Source organism: Serratia bockelmannii, assembly GCF_008011855.1.
Classification (GTDB): domain Bacteria; phylum Pseudomonadota; class Gammaproteobacteria; order Enterobacterales; family Enterobacteriaceae; genus Serratia; species Serratia bockelmannii.
This window is the reverse complement of sequence record NZ_VOUX01000002.1, coordinates 256,028-272,190: the sequence shown is the minus strand read 5'-3', so window position 1 is coordinate 272,190 and position 16,163 is coordinate 256,028. Positions and strand designations below refer to the sequence as shown.

Annotated in this window: 15 protein-coding genes; 10 read left to right on the top strand and 5 right to left on the bottom strand. The window is 63.6% G+C overall.

Going from position 1 to position 16,163, the window contains the following annotated elements:
* Positions 1 to 13: 13 nt before the first annotated feature.
* A complete protein-coding gene (locus FOT55_RS03370) occupies positions 14 to 943 on the top strand; it encodes a LysR family transcriptional regulator (RefSeq protein WP_049204598.1) in 930 nt (309 codons plus the stop codon).
* Between the two features lie 135 nt (positions 944 to 1,078).
* Here FOT55_RS03370 and FOT55_RS03365 read toward each other — a convergent pair whose 3' ends face one another.
* The gene (locus FOT55_RS03365) at positions 1,079 to 2,206 is read right to left on the bottom strand and encodes an iron-containing alcohol dehydrogenase (protein ID WP_147823085.1); all 1,128 of its coding nucleotides are present in this window, start codon (positions 2,204 to 2,206) and stop codon (positions 1,079 to 1,081) included.
* A 229-nt stretch (positions 2,207 to 2,435) separates the two neighbouring features.
* Here FOT55_RS03365 and FOT55_RS03360 point away from each other — a divergent pair, with 229 nt between their 5' ends.
* From FOT55_RS03360 to FOT55_RS03350, 3 genes are all read left to right on the top strand, one after another.
* Positions 2,436 to 3,194, top strand: a complete 759-nt coding sequence (locus FOT55_RS03360) for a helix-turn-helix transcriptional regulator (RefSeq protein WP_147823084.1) — start codon at positions 2,436 to 2,438, stop codon at positions 3,192 to 3,194.
* Between the two features lie 101 nt (positions 3,195 to 3,295).
* Positions 3,296 to 4,597 (top strand): NAD(P)/FAD-dependent oxidoreductase, encoded by a 1,302-nt coding sequence (locus FOT55_RS03355; RefSeq protein WP_033636959.1) that lies wholly within the window; start codon positions 3,296 to 3,298, stop codon positions 4,595 to 4,597.
* 18 nt (positions 4,598 to 4,615) lie between these two features.
* On the top strand, positions 4,616 to 4,981 hold the full coding sequence (locus FOT55_RS03350) for a cupin domain-containing protein (RefSeq protein ID WP_015376517.1): 366 nt from the start codon (positions 4,616 to 4,618) through the stop codon (positions 4,979 to 4,981).
* A gap of 46 nt (positions 4,982 to 5,027) precedes the next feature.
* Here the strand turns inward: FOT55_RS03350 and FOT55_RS03345 are convergent, their stop codons facing one another.
* From FOT55_RS03345 to FOT55_RS03330, 4 genes are all read right to left on the bottom strand, one after another.
* Positions 5,028 to 5,834: an alpha/beta hydrolase gene (locus FOT55_RS03345; RefSeq protein ID WP_147823083.1), complete on the bottom strand. Its 807-nt coding sequence runs from the start codon at positions 5,832 to 5,834 to the stop codon at positions 5,028 to 5,030.
* 94 nt (positions 5,835 to 5,928) lie between these two features.
* A complete protein-coding gene (locus FOT55_RS03340; RefSeq protein ID WP_147823082.1) occupies positions 5,929 to 7,041 on the bottom strand; it encodes a class II histone deacetylase in 1,113 nt (370 codons plus the stop codon).
* Positions 7,038 to 8,225, bottom strand: coding sequence for an MFS transporter (locus FOT55_RS03335; RefSeq protein ID WP_147823081.1), 1,188 nt, complete (start codon positions 8,223 to 8,225; stop codon positions 7,038 to 7,040). Before FOT55_RS03335 ends, FOT55_RS03340 begins: the two co-directional genes overlap by 4 nt.
* A 139-nt stretch (positions 8,226 to 8,364) precedes the next feature.
* Positions 8,365 to 9,012 (bottom strand): helix-turn-helix transcriptional regulator, encoded by a 648-nt coding sequence (locus FOT55_RS03330; RefSeq protein ID WP_043136164.1) that lies wholly within the window; start codon positions 9,010 to 9,012, stop codon positions 8,365 to 8,367.
* Positions 9,013 to 9,493: 481 nt separating this feature from the next.
* On the opposite strand from FOT55_RS03330, the gene FOT55_RS03325 reads away from it, so the two are divergent.
* From FOT55_RS03325 to FOT55_RS03300, 6 genes are all read left to right on the top strand, one after another.
* Entirely contained in the window at positions 9,494 to 11,206 is a 1,713-nt protein-coding gene (locus FOT55_RS03325; RefSeq protein ID WP_049204609.1) for an arylsulfatase, read from the top strand.
* On the top strand, positions 11,203 to 12,387 hold the full coding sequence (locus FOT55_RS03320; protein WP_049294796.1) for an anaerobic sulfatase maturase: 1,185 nt from the start codon (positions 11,203 to 11,205) through the stop codon (positions 12,385 to 12,387). The genes FOT55_RS03325 and FOT55_RS03320 overlap by 4 nt, the downstream gene beginning before the upstream one ends.
* Positions 12,388 to 12,516: 129 nt before the next feature.
* Positions 12,517 to 14,010: an APC family permease gene (locus tag FOT55_RS03315; RefSeq protein ID WP_049207838.1), complete on the top strand. Its 1,494-nt coding sequence runs from the start codon at positions 12,517 to 12,519 to the stop codon at positions 14,008 to 14,010.
* The gene (locus tag FOT55_RS03310) at positions 13,985 to 14,575 is read left to right on the top strand and encodes a DUF3156 family protein (RefSeq protein ID WP_043136151.1); all 591 of its coding nucleotides are present in this window, start codon (positions 13,985 to 13,987) and stop codon (positions 14,573 to 14,575) included. Before FOT55_RS03315 ends, FOT55_RS03310 begins: the two co-directional genes overlap by 26 nt.
* Complete coding sequence (locus FOT55_RS03305; RefSeq protein WP_089196489.1) at positions 14,568 to 15,350, top strand: SDR family NAD(P)-dependent oxidoreductase; 783 nt, start codon at positions 14,568 to 14,570, stop codon at positions 15,348 to 15,350. The genes FOT55_RS03310 and FOT55_RS03305 overlap by 8 nt, the downstream gene beginning before the upstream one ends.
* A gap of 11 nt (positions 15,351 to 15,361) precedes the next feature.
* Positions 15,362 to 16,159 (top strand): molybdenum cofactor biosynthesis F family protein, encoded by a 798-nt coding sequence (locus FOT55_RS03300; RefSeq protein ID WP_147823080.1) that lies wholly within the window; start codon positions 15,362 to 15,364, stop codon positions 16,157 to 16,159.
* The last annotated feature ends 4 nt before the right edge of the window (positions 16,160 to 16,163 follow it).

The following is a 16,163-nucleotide window of genomic DNA, read 5'->3' as shown; positions in this document are numbered from 1 at the left end:
TACTTAAGGTTTTATGCAAGTAAAAAAGCGCGCGCTGTTAGGGCAATTGTCGGATATGGATCTGCGTTTGCTGCGGGTATTCAAGGCCGTGGTCGACTGCGGCGGCATGAGCGCCGCCGAACTGGAGCTGAATATCAGCCTGTCGACCATCAGCAAGCACATCAAGGATCTGGAGCAGCGGCTGGGTCTGACGCTGTGCCAGCGCGGGCGCGAGGGTTTTGCGGTTACCGACGAGGGGCTGTTGATCTATCAGGAAACGGTCAACCTGCTGGCGGCCACCGAGGCGTTCCGGCGCGGGGTGGACGAGGTGCACCAGCGCATGGGCGGGCAGCTGCACGTGGCGATATTCGACCATACGGTCAGCAATCCGCAGGCGCAGATCGGCCGGGCCATCGCGTTATTCAGCGAGCGCGCGCCGGAGGTTTCTTTGCAAATGTACGTGGAGCCGATTAATACCATTGAACGCGGCGTCATTGACGGGCAATTTCAGGTTGGCGTTATTCCCATGCACCGCAGCGCGGAAAGTTTATCTTATCATCCGTTATTCAGTGAGAGGATGTTCTTATATTGCGGCGCGCAGCATGAATTATTTTCCGGCCCCCATGAAACATTAAATTGGGATCTGCTGCACAATTATGCCTTCGCCGGATTAGGCTATCATTCGCCGAATATGGAACTGAGCCTGCAGCAACATTTGCATCGCAAGGCGACGGGGTTTGCGCAGGAGTCGATCGCCACGCTGATCCTGTCCGGCAAATACGTCGGCTTTTTGCCTGATCACTACGCGGCGTTTTTCGTGGCGCAGAATATGATGCGGGCGATCAAACCGGCGCTGTTCCGCTATCACTGCGAATACTCCAGCGTGCTGCGCCGCTCGCCGGTGCCGCAGCGGGTGGTGAAGCTGTTCCATGAGTGCCTGCTGGCGGCCCACGGAACAGCGTGACGCTTACTGCTCTTTCTTCTTGCCGAAGATCCTGATCAGCGCGCCGACCAGGATGCCGACCGCGATGCCGGCGAAGATCCAGCCGATGATGCCCATTTTCTTAACTCCTGCTAGTGCGTTGATCTGATTATATAATCATTCGACGCGAAACGCCTCTTCGATCATCCGTTGCCGCTGCGCCGGCGCATAGTCGATCCAGGAATTCTTGCTGTTGGATTTCTCCAGCGCCACCGCCAATTCCTGGCCGGAAATCGGCAAATCGTCCTGCCAGAACGGCGCAATGGCGTGGCGGGTGATGAAATCGGTCAGGTAGCTCTCCGGGCTGCCCTGCCAGTGCGGGTACAGGCGCGCGGCCAGCTCGGCCATCAGCGCGCGTTGCTGCGGCTGTTCGCTGGTTTCCAGCAGGGCGAGGAACGGCAGCAGCAGGCGGCCACAGACTTGGCCGTGGTGGTAGTCGCGCAGCGCGCCGATCTCGCCGGCGATGCCGTGAATGACCCCCAGCCCGGCGGCGCTCAGCGTCAGCCCGCCGAGGTAGGAAGCCTGCATGATCGCCTCGCGCGCCGCATCGCTGCGGTTGAGCGCCGGCCAGGCGGCGAGGAAGTGGCGTATGCCGTTCAGCGACATGTCGCGCGTCATGGCGCCGGCGGTTTTCGACAGATAGGCCTCGAACAGGTGGGTGAAGGCGTCGATAGCGCAGTAGGCCAACACTTTGTCCGGTGCGCCCGCCAGCAGCTGCGGATCGAGAATGGCGGTGTGCGGCACGAAGTTATTGTGGCGCAGCGAGGCCTTCACTTTGCTGACCTGGGTATCGGTGATCACCGCGTTCTGCGTCACCTCGCTGCCGGTGCCGGCGGTGGTGGGAATGGCGATCAGCGGCAGGGTGGCGCCGCTGATTTTGCTGTCGCCCACCTTTTCCATATAGCGCAGCGTTGGCAGCGGGTGCTCCACCAGCGCGGAGAACGCTTTGGCGGCGTCCAGCACGCTGCCGCCGCCGATGGCCACTACGCGCTGCACCTGTCCGCGCCAGCGCGCCACCCAGGCGTCTATTTCCTGCGGCGACGCCTCGTGGCTGACGATCTCAGTGCCGATAAGCAGCGGCGTCAGCGATTCGCGCAGGCCGGCGTACACCGGGCCGTTGAGAAAAGATCGGCAGCTGAACAGCAGCGTCGGCTGCGGATCGGCAAGCAGCAGCGGCGGCAGTTGCTGGATGCTGCCGTGGCCGAACCAGGTCTGGCGGTTGGCGATGATGTGGCTGACGGACATGAGGTCTCCTTGACGACGTTGCAGAGCGCGATGCCACAGCATAAGCCAGCGGGCGCGGAGCGGCCACCGCTTTCCCCGCCGCGGCAACCTGTGAGTTGTTTAACATGTAAACGATCGCGCTCTTGCATTTCGGCGTTTTGGGTGCTTTTTTTAACAGTACCGGCCTTCATGCGGCCAACACCATCCGAAATCGGTAGATTGTTAATGTATTAATAATGGCGAGGCGGGTATGGAAATTCAGGTTGAACGCTTGTCTGCGGTGATCGATGCGGTGGCCAGCCCACGCTTTTATCCCAGCCTGTTGAGCTGGCTGGAGGGATTTTTCGCCTTCGACAACGCCATCGTCTATGCCTTCGAACGCGGCCGGCCGCCGCGCTGCCTGATTAAAACCGAGCGGGAAAACAGCGATGCGGTCAACCAGATCTACCAACAGGGCGCCTACCTGCAGGATCCGTTTTACCGCGCGCTGAGCGACGGCGGCGAAGGCGAGGTGCTCACGCTGCGCCAGCTGGCGCCCTGCGGGTTTTATCACAGCGATTATTACCGTAATTTTTATCGCAAGACCGGCTGGCACGACGAGGCCGGCGTGCTGCTGCAGCTGACGCCGGAGCGCGGGCTGGGGGTGTTCTTCGGCTCGGCGCGCCGCACGGTGACGGTACGCTATCCGCAGCGGGCGGATCTGCGCAGTGCGCTGACGCTGGTGAAAAGCGTGGCGCGGCTGCACGGTGAGGTGGTGGCGGCGCCGGCCGAGGCCGCGACGGTGAACAACGACGGCGGGCAGGCGCGTTATCTGCTGACGCCGCGCGAGCGCGAGATCGTCGATCTGATCCTCGCCGGCTGCGGTTCGCAGCAGATTGCCGACCGGCTGTTCATCAGCCTCGGCACGGTAAAAAATCACCGCAAGAACATCTACGGCAAGCTGAACATCGGCTCGCAGGCCGAGTTGTTTAGCCTGCTGCTGACCGCCCCGCAGCGGCGCAGCGCGTGAATGTTAATTTTTTGTAGCGAATGTCCCTAAGGGGACATAGCGAACGATCCCACTGCTCCCGATAATCCGATGTCATGGCATAGGCAATCGGGAGTGCGGCAGTGAACAACGAAATCGAGTCCTTAACCTACTACGCGGCGACCAAAAAATACGATCTGCGCTTCCCGACGCTGGAAGAGGATCTGGACGTCGACGTGGTGATCATCGGCGGCGGCTTCTCCGGCATCAACACCGCGCTGGAGCTGGCGGAGAAGGGCATCACCAACATCGCCATTCTCGAAGGCCGCTATCTGGGTTACGGCGGCACCGGGCGCAACGGCGGCCAGGTGATGGCCGGCATCGGCCACGATCTGGAGAAGATCAAGCGCCACGTTGGCCCGGCCGGGCTGGAAACCATCTTCAAAATCAGTAACCTCGGCGCCGGCATTATCCGCGAGCGCATCAAGAAATATGACATCGACGCCGACTTCTGCTTCGGCTACGGCTATCTCGGCAGCAACGCGCGCCAGGAGAAGACCCTGCGCGGCTGGCTGAAGGAGTTCAAGGCGGTAGCGCCGCAGGAGGAGATTGAGCTCTACACCGGGGCGGAGGTGAAGCAGGTGGTGGGCTCAGACGCCTACACCTGCGCGCTGAAGCACATGGGCGGCGGCCACGTACATTCGCTCAACCTGCTGCTGGGCGAGGCCAAGGCGCTGAGCGGCTACGGGGTGAAAATCTTTGAGAACAGCAGCGTGCTCAACGTGGAGTATGGCCCGCGCATCACGGTGCGTACCGCCATGGGCTCTGTGCGCGCCAACAAGATGCTGTGGGCCTGCAACGGCTTTCTCAACGGCATGGAGCCGCAGATCTACCGCAAGACCATCAATACCTACGCCTTCCAGCTGGCCACCGAGCCGCTGTCTGACGATCTGATCCGTCAGATCAGCCCGATCCGCGGCGCCTACAGCGACATCCGCCCGGTGATCGATTATTACCGGGTGACCAACGAGAACCGGCTGCTGTTCGGCAGCGCCACCCGCCTGATCGAATATTTCCCATCGGATCTCAAGGCCTGGAACCGCAACCTGATGCTGAAGGTGTTCCCGTACCTGAAAGACGTGAAGATCGATCTGGCCTGGGGCGGCCCGCTGTGCTGTAGCGCCAACCTGTTCCCGCAGATCGGCACGCTGCCGGATCGCGACAACGTGTTTTACGTGCAGGGCTACTCCGGCTTCGGCGTGACGCCGAGCCACATCGTGTGCAAGGTGCTGGCGGAGGGCATGAGCGAAGGATCCGATCGGTACGATCTGATGAGCTCGATCCCGCACGTCAACATCTTCGGCAAGGACAAGCTGCGGCGGGTGATGACCACCGCCGGTAAGGTTTGGCACCAGACATCCGGCTACTGGAAAGGCCGCCGTTAACCCTCAGAGGAGAATCTCATGAAACCGTTATTGCTTAAACAACCGCTGCCAGAACTGCTGGAGATCGGCAGCGTCAGCAACCTGGGCGCCACGGTGATCGCCGGCACGCCAAACGTCGGCGTGGCCAGCATCTTCGGCGAACCGACCGACAACCTGAACTGCGGCGTGTTCAGCTGCACCCGCGGCAGCTTCGTGATGGAGTATCCGTTCGCCGAGCACGCTACGGTGTGGGAAGGCAGCGCGACCCTGACCAACGAACGCACCGGCGAATCGGTGCAGTATCAGGCCGGCGATTCCTGGTTCGTCGAGAAAGGCACCCCGGTGCGCTGGGACATCACCTCGGATCGCTTCGTCAAACACTACCTCGCCATCGTCGAAGGCTGACGCCGTCATGCCCCCCTCAGCAGGCTGAATGCCGAGGGGGAGCGCCTTAGCCTAACGCCCGCGTAATAAAATCAGTCACCCGCTTGAGGATCTGATCCTTATTGGTTTCGTTAAAGCTCTCGTGCCGCCCGCCCGCATTGATCATCCGTTCGAAATCGTCGCCGCGCAGACGATCGAGCGCGGTTTGCGTTTCGCTCATCAGCACCAGCCGATCGTCGTCGCCATGGATCCACAGCGTGGGCAGCGCGCCGAAGCCCGGCCCGGCGTTGATGGCGGCGAGGATCCGCTGCATGGCGCGTAGGGTGGGACGCTTGAACGGCCCGTGCCACACCAGCGGATCTTCCTGATACGCCGCGCCAACCGCCGGATCGCGCGCCAGGGTCGCGGTATCCAGCGGCGCGTCGGGGATCGTCGGCAGTTCAGCCAGATCGGAAATCGCCGTTCTGTCGCCGAGCAGCGGGCCGGACAGCACCAGCGCGCGTACCTCCTCGCCATGGCGCTGCACGTAGCGGGTGGCGATCATGCCGCCCATCGAGTGGCCGATCACCACCAGCGGCAAGGTGGGGTATTGCTGCCGGAAATGGCTGACCACGCGCTGCACGTCGTCGACCACGGCGTCATAATCTTCGATCAGCACGCGCTCGCCCTGCGACAGGCCGTGGCCGAGATGGTCGGGGCCGAACACCCGCGCGCCCTGCGCCTGCAGCGTGCGCGCCACGTATTGATAGCGGCCGAGGTGCTCGCCGTAGCCGTGCACCAGCAGCGCCAGATAGTGCGGCTTGTCGTTTCCCCAGTCGTGCACGGCGATGTCGCCGTGACGGCCTTTGATAAAGCTGACGGTTTGTTCGGACATGTTATTGTTCTCATGGTGGTAGGGTTGCCTTTCAGCGTAGCGGCTGGCGGCGAGGTTGTCAGGGGCGCCGGGTGCGGCGCCCGCAGAGAGGGGATTACAGGCCGAACTGGCGCGCCAGCTCGTCGAGCGCTTCGCGCTGGAAGCGGTTGAAGACGTCGCGCGGCTGCTGCTGTTGGATGAACGTCAGCAGCGGATCCTGCACTTCAGTGCGCACGCCGCTTAGCTGTTCCATCACCGCCAGCCCGCAGAACGGCACGTAGGATTCGGCGTAGCCGCCTTCATGCACCATCACCAGTTTGCCGCCGCATAGCCGGTCGGCGGCCTCCTGCACCAGCGCGGTCATGGCGCGGAAGCTGTCGCTGTGCAGCTGCATGCGCGCCAGCGGATCGAGGGCGTTGGCGTCGTAACCGCAGGCGACGATGATCAGCTCCGGCTCGAATTTTTCCAGTACCGGGATGATGATGCGCCGCATGGCGTGCAGGTAGCCGTCGTCGCCGGCGCCGGCCAGCATCGGCACGTTAACGTTGCAGCCCGCCCCGTCGCCTTCGCCGCGATCCTGCTCGCCGGAATAGCCCGCCGGGAAGCAGCCGTCCTGATGCAGCGACAGCGTCAGCACGTCGCCGCGCTGCCAATAGATGTGCTGGGTGCCGTTGCCGTGGTGCACGTCCCAGTCGAGCACCGCGACTTTGCCGAGGCCGTAGCGGGCCTTGGCGCGCTCGATGGCGATGGGAATATTGGCCAGGAAGCAGAAGCCCATCGATTGATCCGGCAGGCAGTGGTGGCCCGGCGGGCGCGACAGCGCATAGGCATTATCCAGCTCGCCCTGCAGCACCGCCTCCACCGCCGCGCAGGCCAGCCCGGCGGAGAGTTTGGCGATTTCATAGCTGCCTGGCCCCAGCGGCGCTTCCTCCCCCAGCAGGCCGCCGCCGCTGTCGCTCACCTGTTTGAAGCGCTGCAGGTAGTGGGCGGGGTGGATGCGCAGCAGGTCTTCTTCCGTCGCCGGTTCGGCGCTCAGCAGGGTGAGCTGGCGCGACAGGCCGGATACGTCCATCAGGTTCTTCATACGCCGTTTGGTTTCCGGCGATTCGGCATGGCCGGCGCCCGAGGGCGGTTGCACCCAGCCGCCGACCGGCAGGGTGGTGGCGTGCAGGCCGGTGCTGTGCCAGAAACAGCGTTCATCAAACAAGAAACCGGTTGTTCTTTTCACCTTTCTCCTCCTGTTATACGGCGCGGTGCGCGCGGTGAAGCCAGCGAAATCAACAGCAGCGACAGCAGCGCGCAGCCCAGCGCGCCGAACAGCAAGGCGTTGAAACCGCCGGAAGATTCGATCAGAGAGCCGGCCAGCGTCGGGCCGATGGCCATGCCGCCGCCGATCACCAGGTTGATGCCGTTCATCAGCTTGCCGTCGTTATCCAGCCCGGCGACCCGCGCCAGAATGAACGGCAGCACGAAGGTCCAGGTGAATTTGAACAGCAGGGCGGCCAGGGCGAAGCGCAGGAGCAGGGGCTGGCCCGTCAGCAGCGCCACGCTGGCCAGCAGCAGGGCGTACCCCAGCACGATCAGGCGTCCGCCGCCGAAGCGCGCGCCGATCAGCGCCGCGGCCCCCGCGCCGACGATGCCGAGCAAGGTGGCGACGGCCAGCACCTGGCCGCTGTGGGCCGGCGACAGCCCGGCGCCGGCGGCGATGCCGCCGATAAAGGTCCAGAGCGCGCTCAGGCTGATGTAAAAGGTCAGCACCGCCAGCACGGCGCACAGCTTGCGCGCCAGCGAGGCGGCGGGGCCGCTGCGGGCGGTGCGGGCGGCGGTGAAACCGTTGGGGAACGCCGGGATGAGCGGCAGGCAGCACAGCATGATGGCGGCCAAAATCAGGTAGACCGCCATCAGGCCGAAGTGCGCAAACAGCGGTGGCAGCACCAGCAGCCCGACCGCGCCCAGCACCAGCTGGCCGAGCACCCAGAAGGCATAGACGCGGCTGGGATTGGCGGTGCCGGCAGCGCAGGTGATGCACAGGATCATCAGGGTGCCGCCCGCCAGCGAGGCGATAAAGCGCAGCGGTAGCAGCAAGGTAAAATCTTGCACCAGCGCCGAAGCCAGGTTGCCGGCGATAAACACCAGCGCCGACAGCGTAGCGACCCGCCGCCAGTTGATGCGCCCGATCCACCACCACGCCGGCAGCGTGGCCAGGCTCATGGCGCCGAGTTCGGTGGAGAACAGGTGGCCGATCTGCGCCGGGCCGAGCTGCCACTGAGTAGCGAGCTGGGCGGCCACGGCGGGGGCGGTCATCAGAATGCCCGGCGCGATGGCGGCGAAGACGATAATGGCGGTCAACAGCCGCGGCGGGCAGGGGAGCGCCGCGCCGACGGCGGGCGCGGAAACCGAATCACTGGACATAAACCTTTTCCCCAAGCGTTGAGTGACGATGAAATATCCCGCCCGGCCCGATTGCGGGCAGGGGGAGGCCGCGCCATAAATGGCGAATACGTTTTGGCGTTATTTTCCGGCCGTCGGCAGCGGCGGCCGTTATCGGGCGTTAACCGTGGGCGAGAAAGCCGCCGGCGACCAGTTCGGTGCGGTTCACCACGTCGGTTTTGGCGAAAATATTGCGCATATGGGTTTTCACCGTGGACAGCGAAATGCCCAGCTTCAGGGCGATGCGCTTATTGCTGGCGCCTTCGCGAACCAGGTTGACGATCTCTTGCTCTTTGGCGGTCAACAGCTGCGCCTCGCCGTCGGGCAGCAGATCGCGCGTCGCCAGCTCGATCAGCGGCAGCACCGCGCGCAGGCGGCCGCGCTCCACGTCAGTAAACGGCGTATCGCGGATCAGCGATACCCCGGCGACGATGCGCTTGCGCTGGCGGATGAAGATCTCCGTCATGTCGCGCATGTCGTTCGGCAGCATAAAGTCGTGGTAATAGCGGCGGTTGCCGGCGATCGCCGCCGGGCTCATGCCGACCATGGTGATGTCCTGGCGATGGAAATTGGCCGGCTGCAGCGGGTCTATCTGCTGGAAGTGGTTCAGGTACTGCTGATGCGTTTTATCGGGCATGCCGTGCAGGATGTAGTGATCCGGCCGCAGGTCGCGATCGACCAGATAAAACACCCCGGCGGACACCGGGATCAGGTGCGTAATGGTCGCCAAACAACTGTTGATAAAGGCATCGGATGCGGTGCTGTGCATGATTCGTATTCCTCCCTTTATCGTTCAACTGGAGAATGTTGGCGGTCAATATATGAACGATACAAGCATAGTCGTAGCAATTTGGCAACACAATAAAAACATATTAACAACGTGAGGCCGATTGCAATAAAACACATAAATAACAAGATGACACTGCGTTTATCAGGGCTTTTTAGGGCGGATTTTTCGCGATTTTCATTAATAGGTTAATGAAATAGTTCGCCGCTTTTCCCGCTGAATTTACAGCGCTTTTGAATGCTTGCCTGGGCGAGGCCCTCGCCGCTCTGCGCGTGCTACAACCGGCGCGACCGTCGCCGTCCCTCGTTCTTAAGAACGATAGCCAGGCTTTTCCACCGCTTCCTACACTGCGAATTGAAGATAGCGCCAGGCGGCGCCAAACGTATAAGACGAAAAAATGATGACCTTTCTCGGGCTGAGGCGTCGGGTTGTTCAGTCCGCATGACCATACGGGGAACGAACGATGCAGAAAAAAACGTTGGCGGTGGCGTTGAGCGGTGCCTTATCGGGCCTGGCACAGGGGGCGGACGCCGATCGCCCTAATGTGCTGATCATTCTGGTGGACGACATGGGCTACTCCGACATCAGCCCGTTCGGCGGCGAGATACCGACCCCCAACCTGCAGGCGCTGGCCGAACGGGGCGTGCGCATGAGCCAGTACTACACCTCGCCGATGTCGGCGCCGGCGCGGTCGATGTTGATGACCGGCAACACCAACCAGCAGGCCGGCATGGGCGGCATGTGGTGGTATGAGAGCACCGCGGCGCAGCCGGGCTATGAAATGCGGCTGACCGACCGCGTGACCACATTGCCGGAGCGCTTTCGCGATGCGGGGTACGCCACCATGATGGCGGGCAAATGGCACCTGGGCTATGTCGACGGCGCCAAACCGACCGATCGCGGCTTCGAGCGCGCCTTCGCCTTCATGGGCGGCGGCACCAGCCATTTCGACGATGCGAAACCGCTGGGCACCGTGGAGGCGTTCCACACCTTCTACACCCTGAACGGCAAACGCGTGTCGTTGCCCAAAGATTTCTACTCCAGCAAGGCCTATGCCGATCAGCTGGAACAGTGGATCCGCGATACACCGCAGAATCAGCCCGTCTTCGCCTATCTGGCGTTCACCGCGCCGCACGATCCATTGCAGGCGCCGGATGACTGGATCGCTAAATTCGACGGCAAATACGACGCCGGCTATCAGCAGGCCTATCAGCAGCGCATTCAGCGCCTGAAGGCGCTGGGGTTGATTTCCGATCGCACGCCGATGCCGACGCTGGCGTTGGATAAGGCCTGGAACGCGCTGACGCCCGAGCAGCAAAAATATGAAGCCAAGACCATGCAGGTATACGCGGCGATGATTGCCTATATGGACGATCAGGTCGGCGCGGTGCTGAACACCCTGAAGCAGACCGGCCGCGACCAAAATACGGTGATCGTGTTCGCCACCGACAACGGCGCTAACCCGGCCAGCGGCTTCTACTACGGCTCGAAGCCGGAGTATTGGCGGCAGTTCGACAACAGTTACGCCAACCTCGGCCGCAAGGGATCGTTCATCTCTTACGGGCCGCACTGGGCCAACGTCAGCAATGCGCCGTACGCCAACTACCACAAAACCACCAGCGCACAGGGCGGCATCAATACCGATTTCATCATCTCCGCGCCGCGGCTGAAGGGGCGCGGCGGCATCGACCGCACGCCGATGGCGGTGTATGACATCGCCCCGACGTTGTATGACTATGCCGGCATCGACGCCAACAAACCGCTGAAGGCCAAACCGACGCTGCCGATGGTCGGCGTTAGCTTCAAGCGCTATTTCAGCGGCGAGGCCGACGGTGTGCCGCGCGCGACCTACGGCGTGGAGTTGCATAACCAGGCCGCCTATGTAGACGGCATCTGGAAGCTGCGGCGGTTGGTGAAGGCCGGGCCGACGGCGCAGATGGCACCGTGGGGGCTGTTCAACCTGCATGACGATCCGCTGGAAACGCGCGATCTGGCCGCCGCCAACCCGGAACGGGTCAAACGGCTGAGCGAAGCGTATCGCCGCTTTGCGCAGCAGAGCATGATTATTGAAGCTAAAGGCGCAGCGATCGACTACCTCGGCGTTGACGCCAGCACCGGTGACTACATCGGCCTGGATCCGCAGACCCACAAACCGTTGCCGCAGGCGGCACCATGAACCTGGCCCAGCTGCGTGCGCAGCAGATCCCGGTGGAGAGCGAACCGCGCGCGGCGGCGCCTTTTCATTTGCTGGTGAAGCCGATCGGCGCCGGCTGCAACCTGGGTTGCCGCTACTGCTACTATCCGCAGCGCCAGGAAGAACGGACGCGCAAGATGGACGACGACCTGCTGGCGGAATTTATCCGCAGCTACATCGCCGCCCAGCCGCGTTACAGCCGCGAGATCAACTTCGTCTGGCAGGGCGGTGAGCCGCTGCTGGCGGGGATCGGTTTTTACAAGCGGGCGCTGGCGTTGCAGCGCCGCTATGCGCCGCCGGGCGTGCGGATCAGCAACAGCCTGCAGACCAACGGCACTCTGCTGAACGACGCCTGGTGCCGGCTGTTCCGGCAACATCACTTTATCCTCGGCGTCAGCCTGGACGGCGATCGCGAGGTGCAGGACGCCCACCGGCCGGACAAGCGCGGCGGCGCCAGCTATGACGCCGCGCTGCGCGGCATTGCGTTGTTGCAGCGCCATCAGATCGACTTCAACCTGCTGATGGTGGTGCACGACGGCGTCGCGGATCGCGCCGAGGCGATCTACGATCATGCGGTGGCGATCGGTGCGCGTTATCTGCAGTTTCAGCCGCTGATGCTGGAAGGGGATGCGCCCACCGCCGGTTACGGACTGAGCGCCGCCAACTGGGGGCGCTTTATGCTGGCGGTATATCGCCGCTGGCGCAGCCGCGGGCACGTTGGCCAGGTCTTCGTGATGAACATCGAACAGGTCTACGCGCAGTATTTCACCCACGTCAGCCCCAGCTGCGTGCACGCCGAACGCTGCGGCGGCAATCTGGTGATGGAGCCGGACGGGCGGCTTTACGCCTGCGATCATCTGATCAATGCGCAGCATCTGCTCGGCCATGCCGATCGCCACACGCCGCTCGCCACCCTGGCGGCAAGGGCGGCGGAGATGCCGTTCGGTAAAAACAAGAGCCTGCGCCGCGAGTGCCAACGCTGCAGCGTGAAAAGCGTCTGCCAGGGCGGGTGCCCGGCGCATGTGGGCGAAGATCGCTATAACCGGCTGTGTGCCGGTTATTATGCCTTCTTTTCCGCGCTGCTGGCGCCGCTGCGCGCCTACCCGCGCAGCCCGCAAGGGGCGATGCAATGGCGCGCCGCCGTGAGCGCCGCCGCAGGTTGAAACCGTCTCGTCCTTAAGGACGATAGTCAGCATTTTCCTTTCCTCTCTATAGTGAGATTACCGCCGCTGGCGGTGAAAAACCTGCAAGCACCTGCATGCATCAGGCCAAAACTATAAGAGGAAATAACCATGAACCTGTCGTCGCGGTTGCACGCCCACCTGGCTAGAGGCAAGGTCGGCTTTCCCACCACCCTGGCCAGTTCGGTCGGGGTGATCATGGCCAGCCCGGTGATCCTGACGGTCACCAGCGGCTTCGGCATCGGCGGCGACACCTTCGCGCTGGCGATGCTGATCGCCTTCATCATGATGCAGGCGCAGCTCACCACCTTCTCCGAAGCGGCGTCGCTGCTGCCGACCTCCGGTTCGGTTTACGACTACATCTCCTGCGGCATGGGGCGCTTTTTCGCCATCACCGGCGCGCTGTCGGCCTACCTGATCGTGCATATCTTCGCCGGCACCGCCGAGACCATTCTTTCCGGCATCATGGCGCTGGTGAACTTCGAGCACCTCAACACCCTGATGGAAAGCCACAATGCCTCCTGGATGGTCGGCGTCGGGCTGGTTGTCGTGTTCGGCCTGCTCAACGCGTTTGGTATCGAGGCCTTCGGCAAGGCGGAGATCGTGCTGACCTTCGCCATGTGGAGCACGCTGGTGATTTTCGGCATCGTCGGGCTGCTGTCGCCGCATGCGGTGCCGCTTGAGGGCTGGTTCGGCAGCACGCTGAGCCTGAACGATCCGTTCGCGGTGTTCAGCCTGATCGGCATGGCGATGTTCATGTTCGTCGGCTGTGAGCTGGTGACACCGATGGCGCCGGAGATCAAACGCTGCGATCGGGTGATCCCGCGCGCGATGGCGCTCGGGCTGTGCGGCGTGGCGGTGTGCATGGCGCTATATGGCGCGGCACTCAGCCATCAGGTGGAAAACGTGGTGATCGACGCCGCCAGCGGCACGCGCCTGCTGGAAACGCCGATGGCCATCCCGGCGTTCGCCGGCCAGGTGATGGGCCAGTTCGGCAAATACTGGCTGGGCGTCGGCCTGCTGTTGGCGGGCGCGGCGACCATCAACACGCTGATGGCGGCGGTGCCGCGCATTCTGTACGGCATGGCGCTGGACGGCGCGCTGCCGCGCATGTTCGCTTATCTGCACCCGCGCTTTAAAACGCCGGTGGTCGGCATTTTGGTGGCGGTCCTGATCCCCTGCGTACACGCCTTCGCCATTCAGGGCAACCTCGACAGGATCATTCCGCTGGTGCTGGCGGCGGTGTGCGCCTGGGGCGTGGCCTACCTGCTGGTGACCTGCTCGGTGGTGATCCTGCGCGTGCGCCGCCCCGACCTGCCGCGTGCCTATAAATCGCCGTGGTTCCCGCTGCCGCAAATCGTTTCCAGCGTCGGCATCGTGCTGGCCATCGTCTACATCACGCCGCCGGGGATGAACCCGAGCGATATCTACATTCCCTTCGGCTGGATGATCGGCCTGACCGCCGCCTATGCGCTGTTCTGGACGCTGTGCGTGCAGAAAGTGAACCCGTTCAAGCCGGTGCCGGTCGAGCAGGTGCTGGAGAACGCATTTGCCAAGGGTGAAAACGAGGAGGCGCAGTTTGATCGGCTTACTTCCCTCACTTAATCGCGCCTGGCGGCGCGCGCCGTCGGGCTATCGGCCGGGCGCCGCGCTGGATCGTCTGGCGCGCAATCTGGAACCCTACGCGTGCGAACGCCTGGCGCCGGGCCTGCTGCGGCTGACGCTGCCGCAGGGGCCGCAGATCGAGATCGGCGAACAGGTGCAGGGGCTGTTTATGGCGCATATCGTCAGCCACCGTTTTCGGTTGCAGGGCGCATGCGCAGCGCAGCCTCCGCTGACGCTGGACGTGGTGACCGGCGGCTGGCTGCGGCGGCGCGGGGTGCGCTATCTGTTGCGCCAACGCCATGCAGCCGCGCAGCGAGTGCTGGAAGGGCTGCAGCGCTACCCGCAGATCGGCGAGACGCTGGCGCAGCTGGATTTTCGCCGCGTGCGGCTGACGGTGAACGACGGGCGCTGGCAGGTGGATATCGAGCATTTTGCCGCGTCGGAGGTGGTCAGCCGTTTGCCGGCCGGCCGCCGCTATCTGCGGCTGGATGCCGAACAGCGGCGGCTGCTGTTGAGCAGCCTGCTGATGATCGGCCAACTGATGGAGAAGCTGAATCATGAATAGAGTGGTTGTGATTACCGGCGGCGGCACCGGCGTCGGCGCCGCCTGCGCCCGTCTGCTGGCGGCGCAGGGCGATCGGGTGTTCATCATCGGCCGCCGCCCGGAACCGCTGGCGGCGCTGGCGCAAGAGATCGGCGCGCAGGCGCTGGTGGGCGATGCCGCCAGCGGCGAGAGCTGGAACCACACGCTGCTGCCGGCGATTCTGGGCGACGCCGGGCGCATCGACTGCCTGATCGGCAGCGCCGGCGGCATGGGCTTCAAGCGCATCACCGAGATGACCGACGCGCAGTGGCAAGGGGCGATGGACAGCAACCTCAACAGCGCTTTCGCCAGTGCGCGCGCCTGCCTGCCGGAGCTGATTAAAAGCGGCGGCAACCTGCTGTTCGTGGCCTCGATCGCTTCGCTGGCCGCCGGGCCGGAGGTCTGCGGCTACGTTACCGCCAAACATGCGCTGATCGGGCTGATGCGCTCCATCGCCCGCGACTATGGCCCGCTGGGCGTGCGTGCCAACGCGGTGTGCCCCGGCTGGGTGACCACGCCGATGGCGGACGAAGAGATGCAGCTGCTGATGGACGCCCATCAGATTTCGCTGGAGCAGGCTTACCAGATGGTCTGCCGCGACGTGCCGCTGCGCCGGCCGGCCAGCGCCGAGGAGATCGCCCGCGTCTGCCGTTTCCTCTGTTCCAGCGAGGCTTCAATCATTACCGGCGCGGCGCTGGTGGCCGACGGCGGCTCCACCATCGTCGATGTTCCGACATTGGCTTTCACTTCCCTGTAAGGAGCATTTCCATGAGTTCAGAAGCGGTATTCATTCAGGTTGGCGCGCTGGCGGAAGGCTTTGCGCCGCACAGTAATACGCTGGAACGCCAGCACGGCCTGGCGGGCACCACGCTGACGCTGCGCTTTCGCGACGGCGCGACGCAGCGCTGCCGGTTCACCGACGAGCAGACGCTGGAGTGGGGAGAGCGGCGCGGCGTCGCCTATCGCGCGACCAGCATTCGTCCCGGCGTGCTGTTCATCGATTTTCTCGACCCCGCCCGCGCCAACGCCAGCATTACGCTGGTGTGCGACCGCAATCAGGGCAACTTCACCGCGGTGTACGGCCAACTGCCGGACGAAGCGCAGGCTCGGCTCGACGCCTTCAGCCGGGTGGAACAGGGGCTGCCGCTGACCCCGGTCGAGGCCGAATTCCGCTTCGGCACGCTGGACGACGCCGACGTGGCGCCGCCGGGTTTTACCGATGAGCTGATCGGCATGCGCAATATGTACACCTACAGCCCGACCGAGCGGTACGAGCATATCTACCTGAACGACAACTTCTACGCCTGGCAGTGCCTGGACGGGGTGGAGAAAGGGCTGGCGGACGTCGATCGCTGCCACTACGTGAAGGTGGCGGAGCAGCTTTATCTGTTCGTCTGGCGCGAGAAGATCATCCCGACGCTGGGCGTGGTGATGATCGATCTGCAGGGCATGCGCACCGACGGTAAGATCCTCGGTTATCAGGGCAGCGATTTCAGCGCGCTGAGCAACTTTGCGGTCGGCGCCCACGCGCAGGTGCTGAACACCACGCACCACCCGCGAGGATAGGCCG

Coding starts and splice junctions, on each gene's coding strand:
- FOT55_RS03370 (WP_049204598.1), top strand. CDS start 14: ATGCAAGTAAAAAAGCGCGCGCTGTTAGGGCAATTGTCGGATATGGAT.
- FOT55_RS03365 (WP_147823085.1), bottom strand. CDS start 2,206: ATGTCCGTCAGCCACATCATCGCCAACCGCCAGACCTGGTTCGGCCAC.
- FOT55_RS03360 (WP_147823084.1), top strand. CDS start 2,436: ATGGAAATTCAGGTTGAACGCTTGTCTGCGGTGATCGATGCGGTGGCC.
- FOT55_RS03350 (WP_015376517.1), top strand. CDS start 4,616: ATGAAACCGTTATTGCTTAAACAACCGCTGCCAGAACTGCTGGAGATC.
- FOT55_RS03345 (WP_147823083.1), bottom strand. CDS start 5,834: ATGTCCGAACAAACCGTCAGCTTTATCAAAGGCCGTCACGGCGACATC.
- FOT55_RS03335 (WP_147823081.1), bottom strand. CDS start 8,225: ATGTCCAGTGATTCGGTTTCCGCGCCCGCCGTCGGCGCGGCGCTCCCC.
- FOT55_RS03330 (WP_043136164.1), bottom strand. CDS start 9,012: ATGCACAGCACCGCATCCGATGCCTTTATCAACAGTTGTTTGGCGACC.
- FOT55_RS03325 (WP_049204609.1), top strand. CDS start 9,494: ATGCAGAAAAAAACGTTGGCGGTGGCGTTGAGCGGTGCCTTATCGGGC.
- FOT55_RS03320 (WP_049294796.1), top strand. CDS start 11,203: ATGAACCTGGCCCAGCTGCGTGCGCAGCAGATCCCGGTGGAGAGCGAA.
- FOT55_RS03315 (WP_049207838.1), top strand. CDS start 12,517: ATGAACCTGTCGTCGCGGTTGCACGCCCACCTGGCTAGAGGCAAGGTC.
- FOT55_RS03305 (WP_089196489.1), top strand. CDS start 14,568: ATGAATAGAGTGGTTGTGATTACCGGCGGCGGCACCGGCGTCGGCGCC.
- FOT55_RS03300 (WP_147823080.1), top strand. CDS start 15,362: ATGAGTTCAGAAGCGGTATTCATTCAGGTTGGCGCGCTGGCGGAAGGC.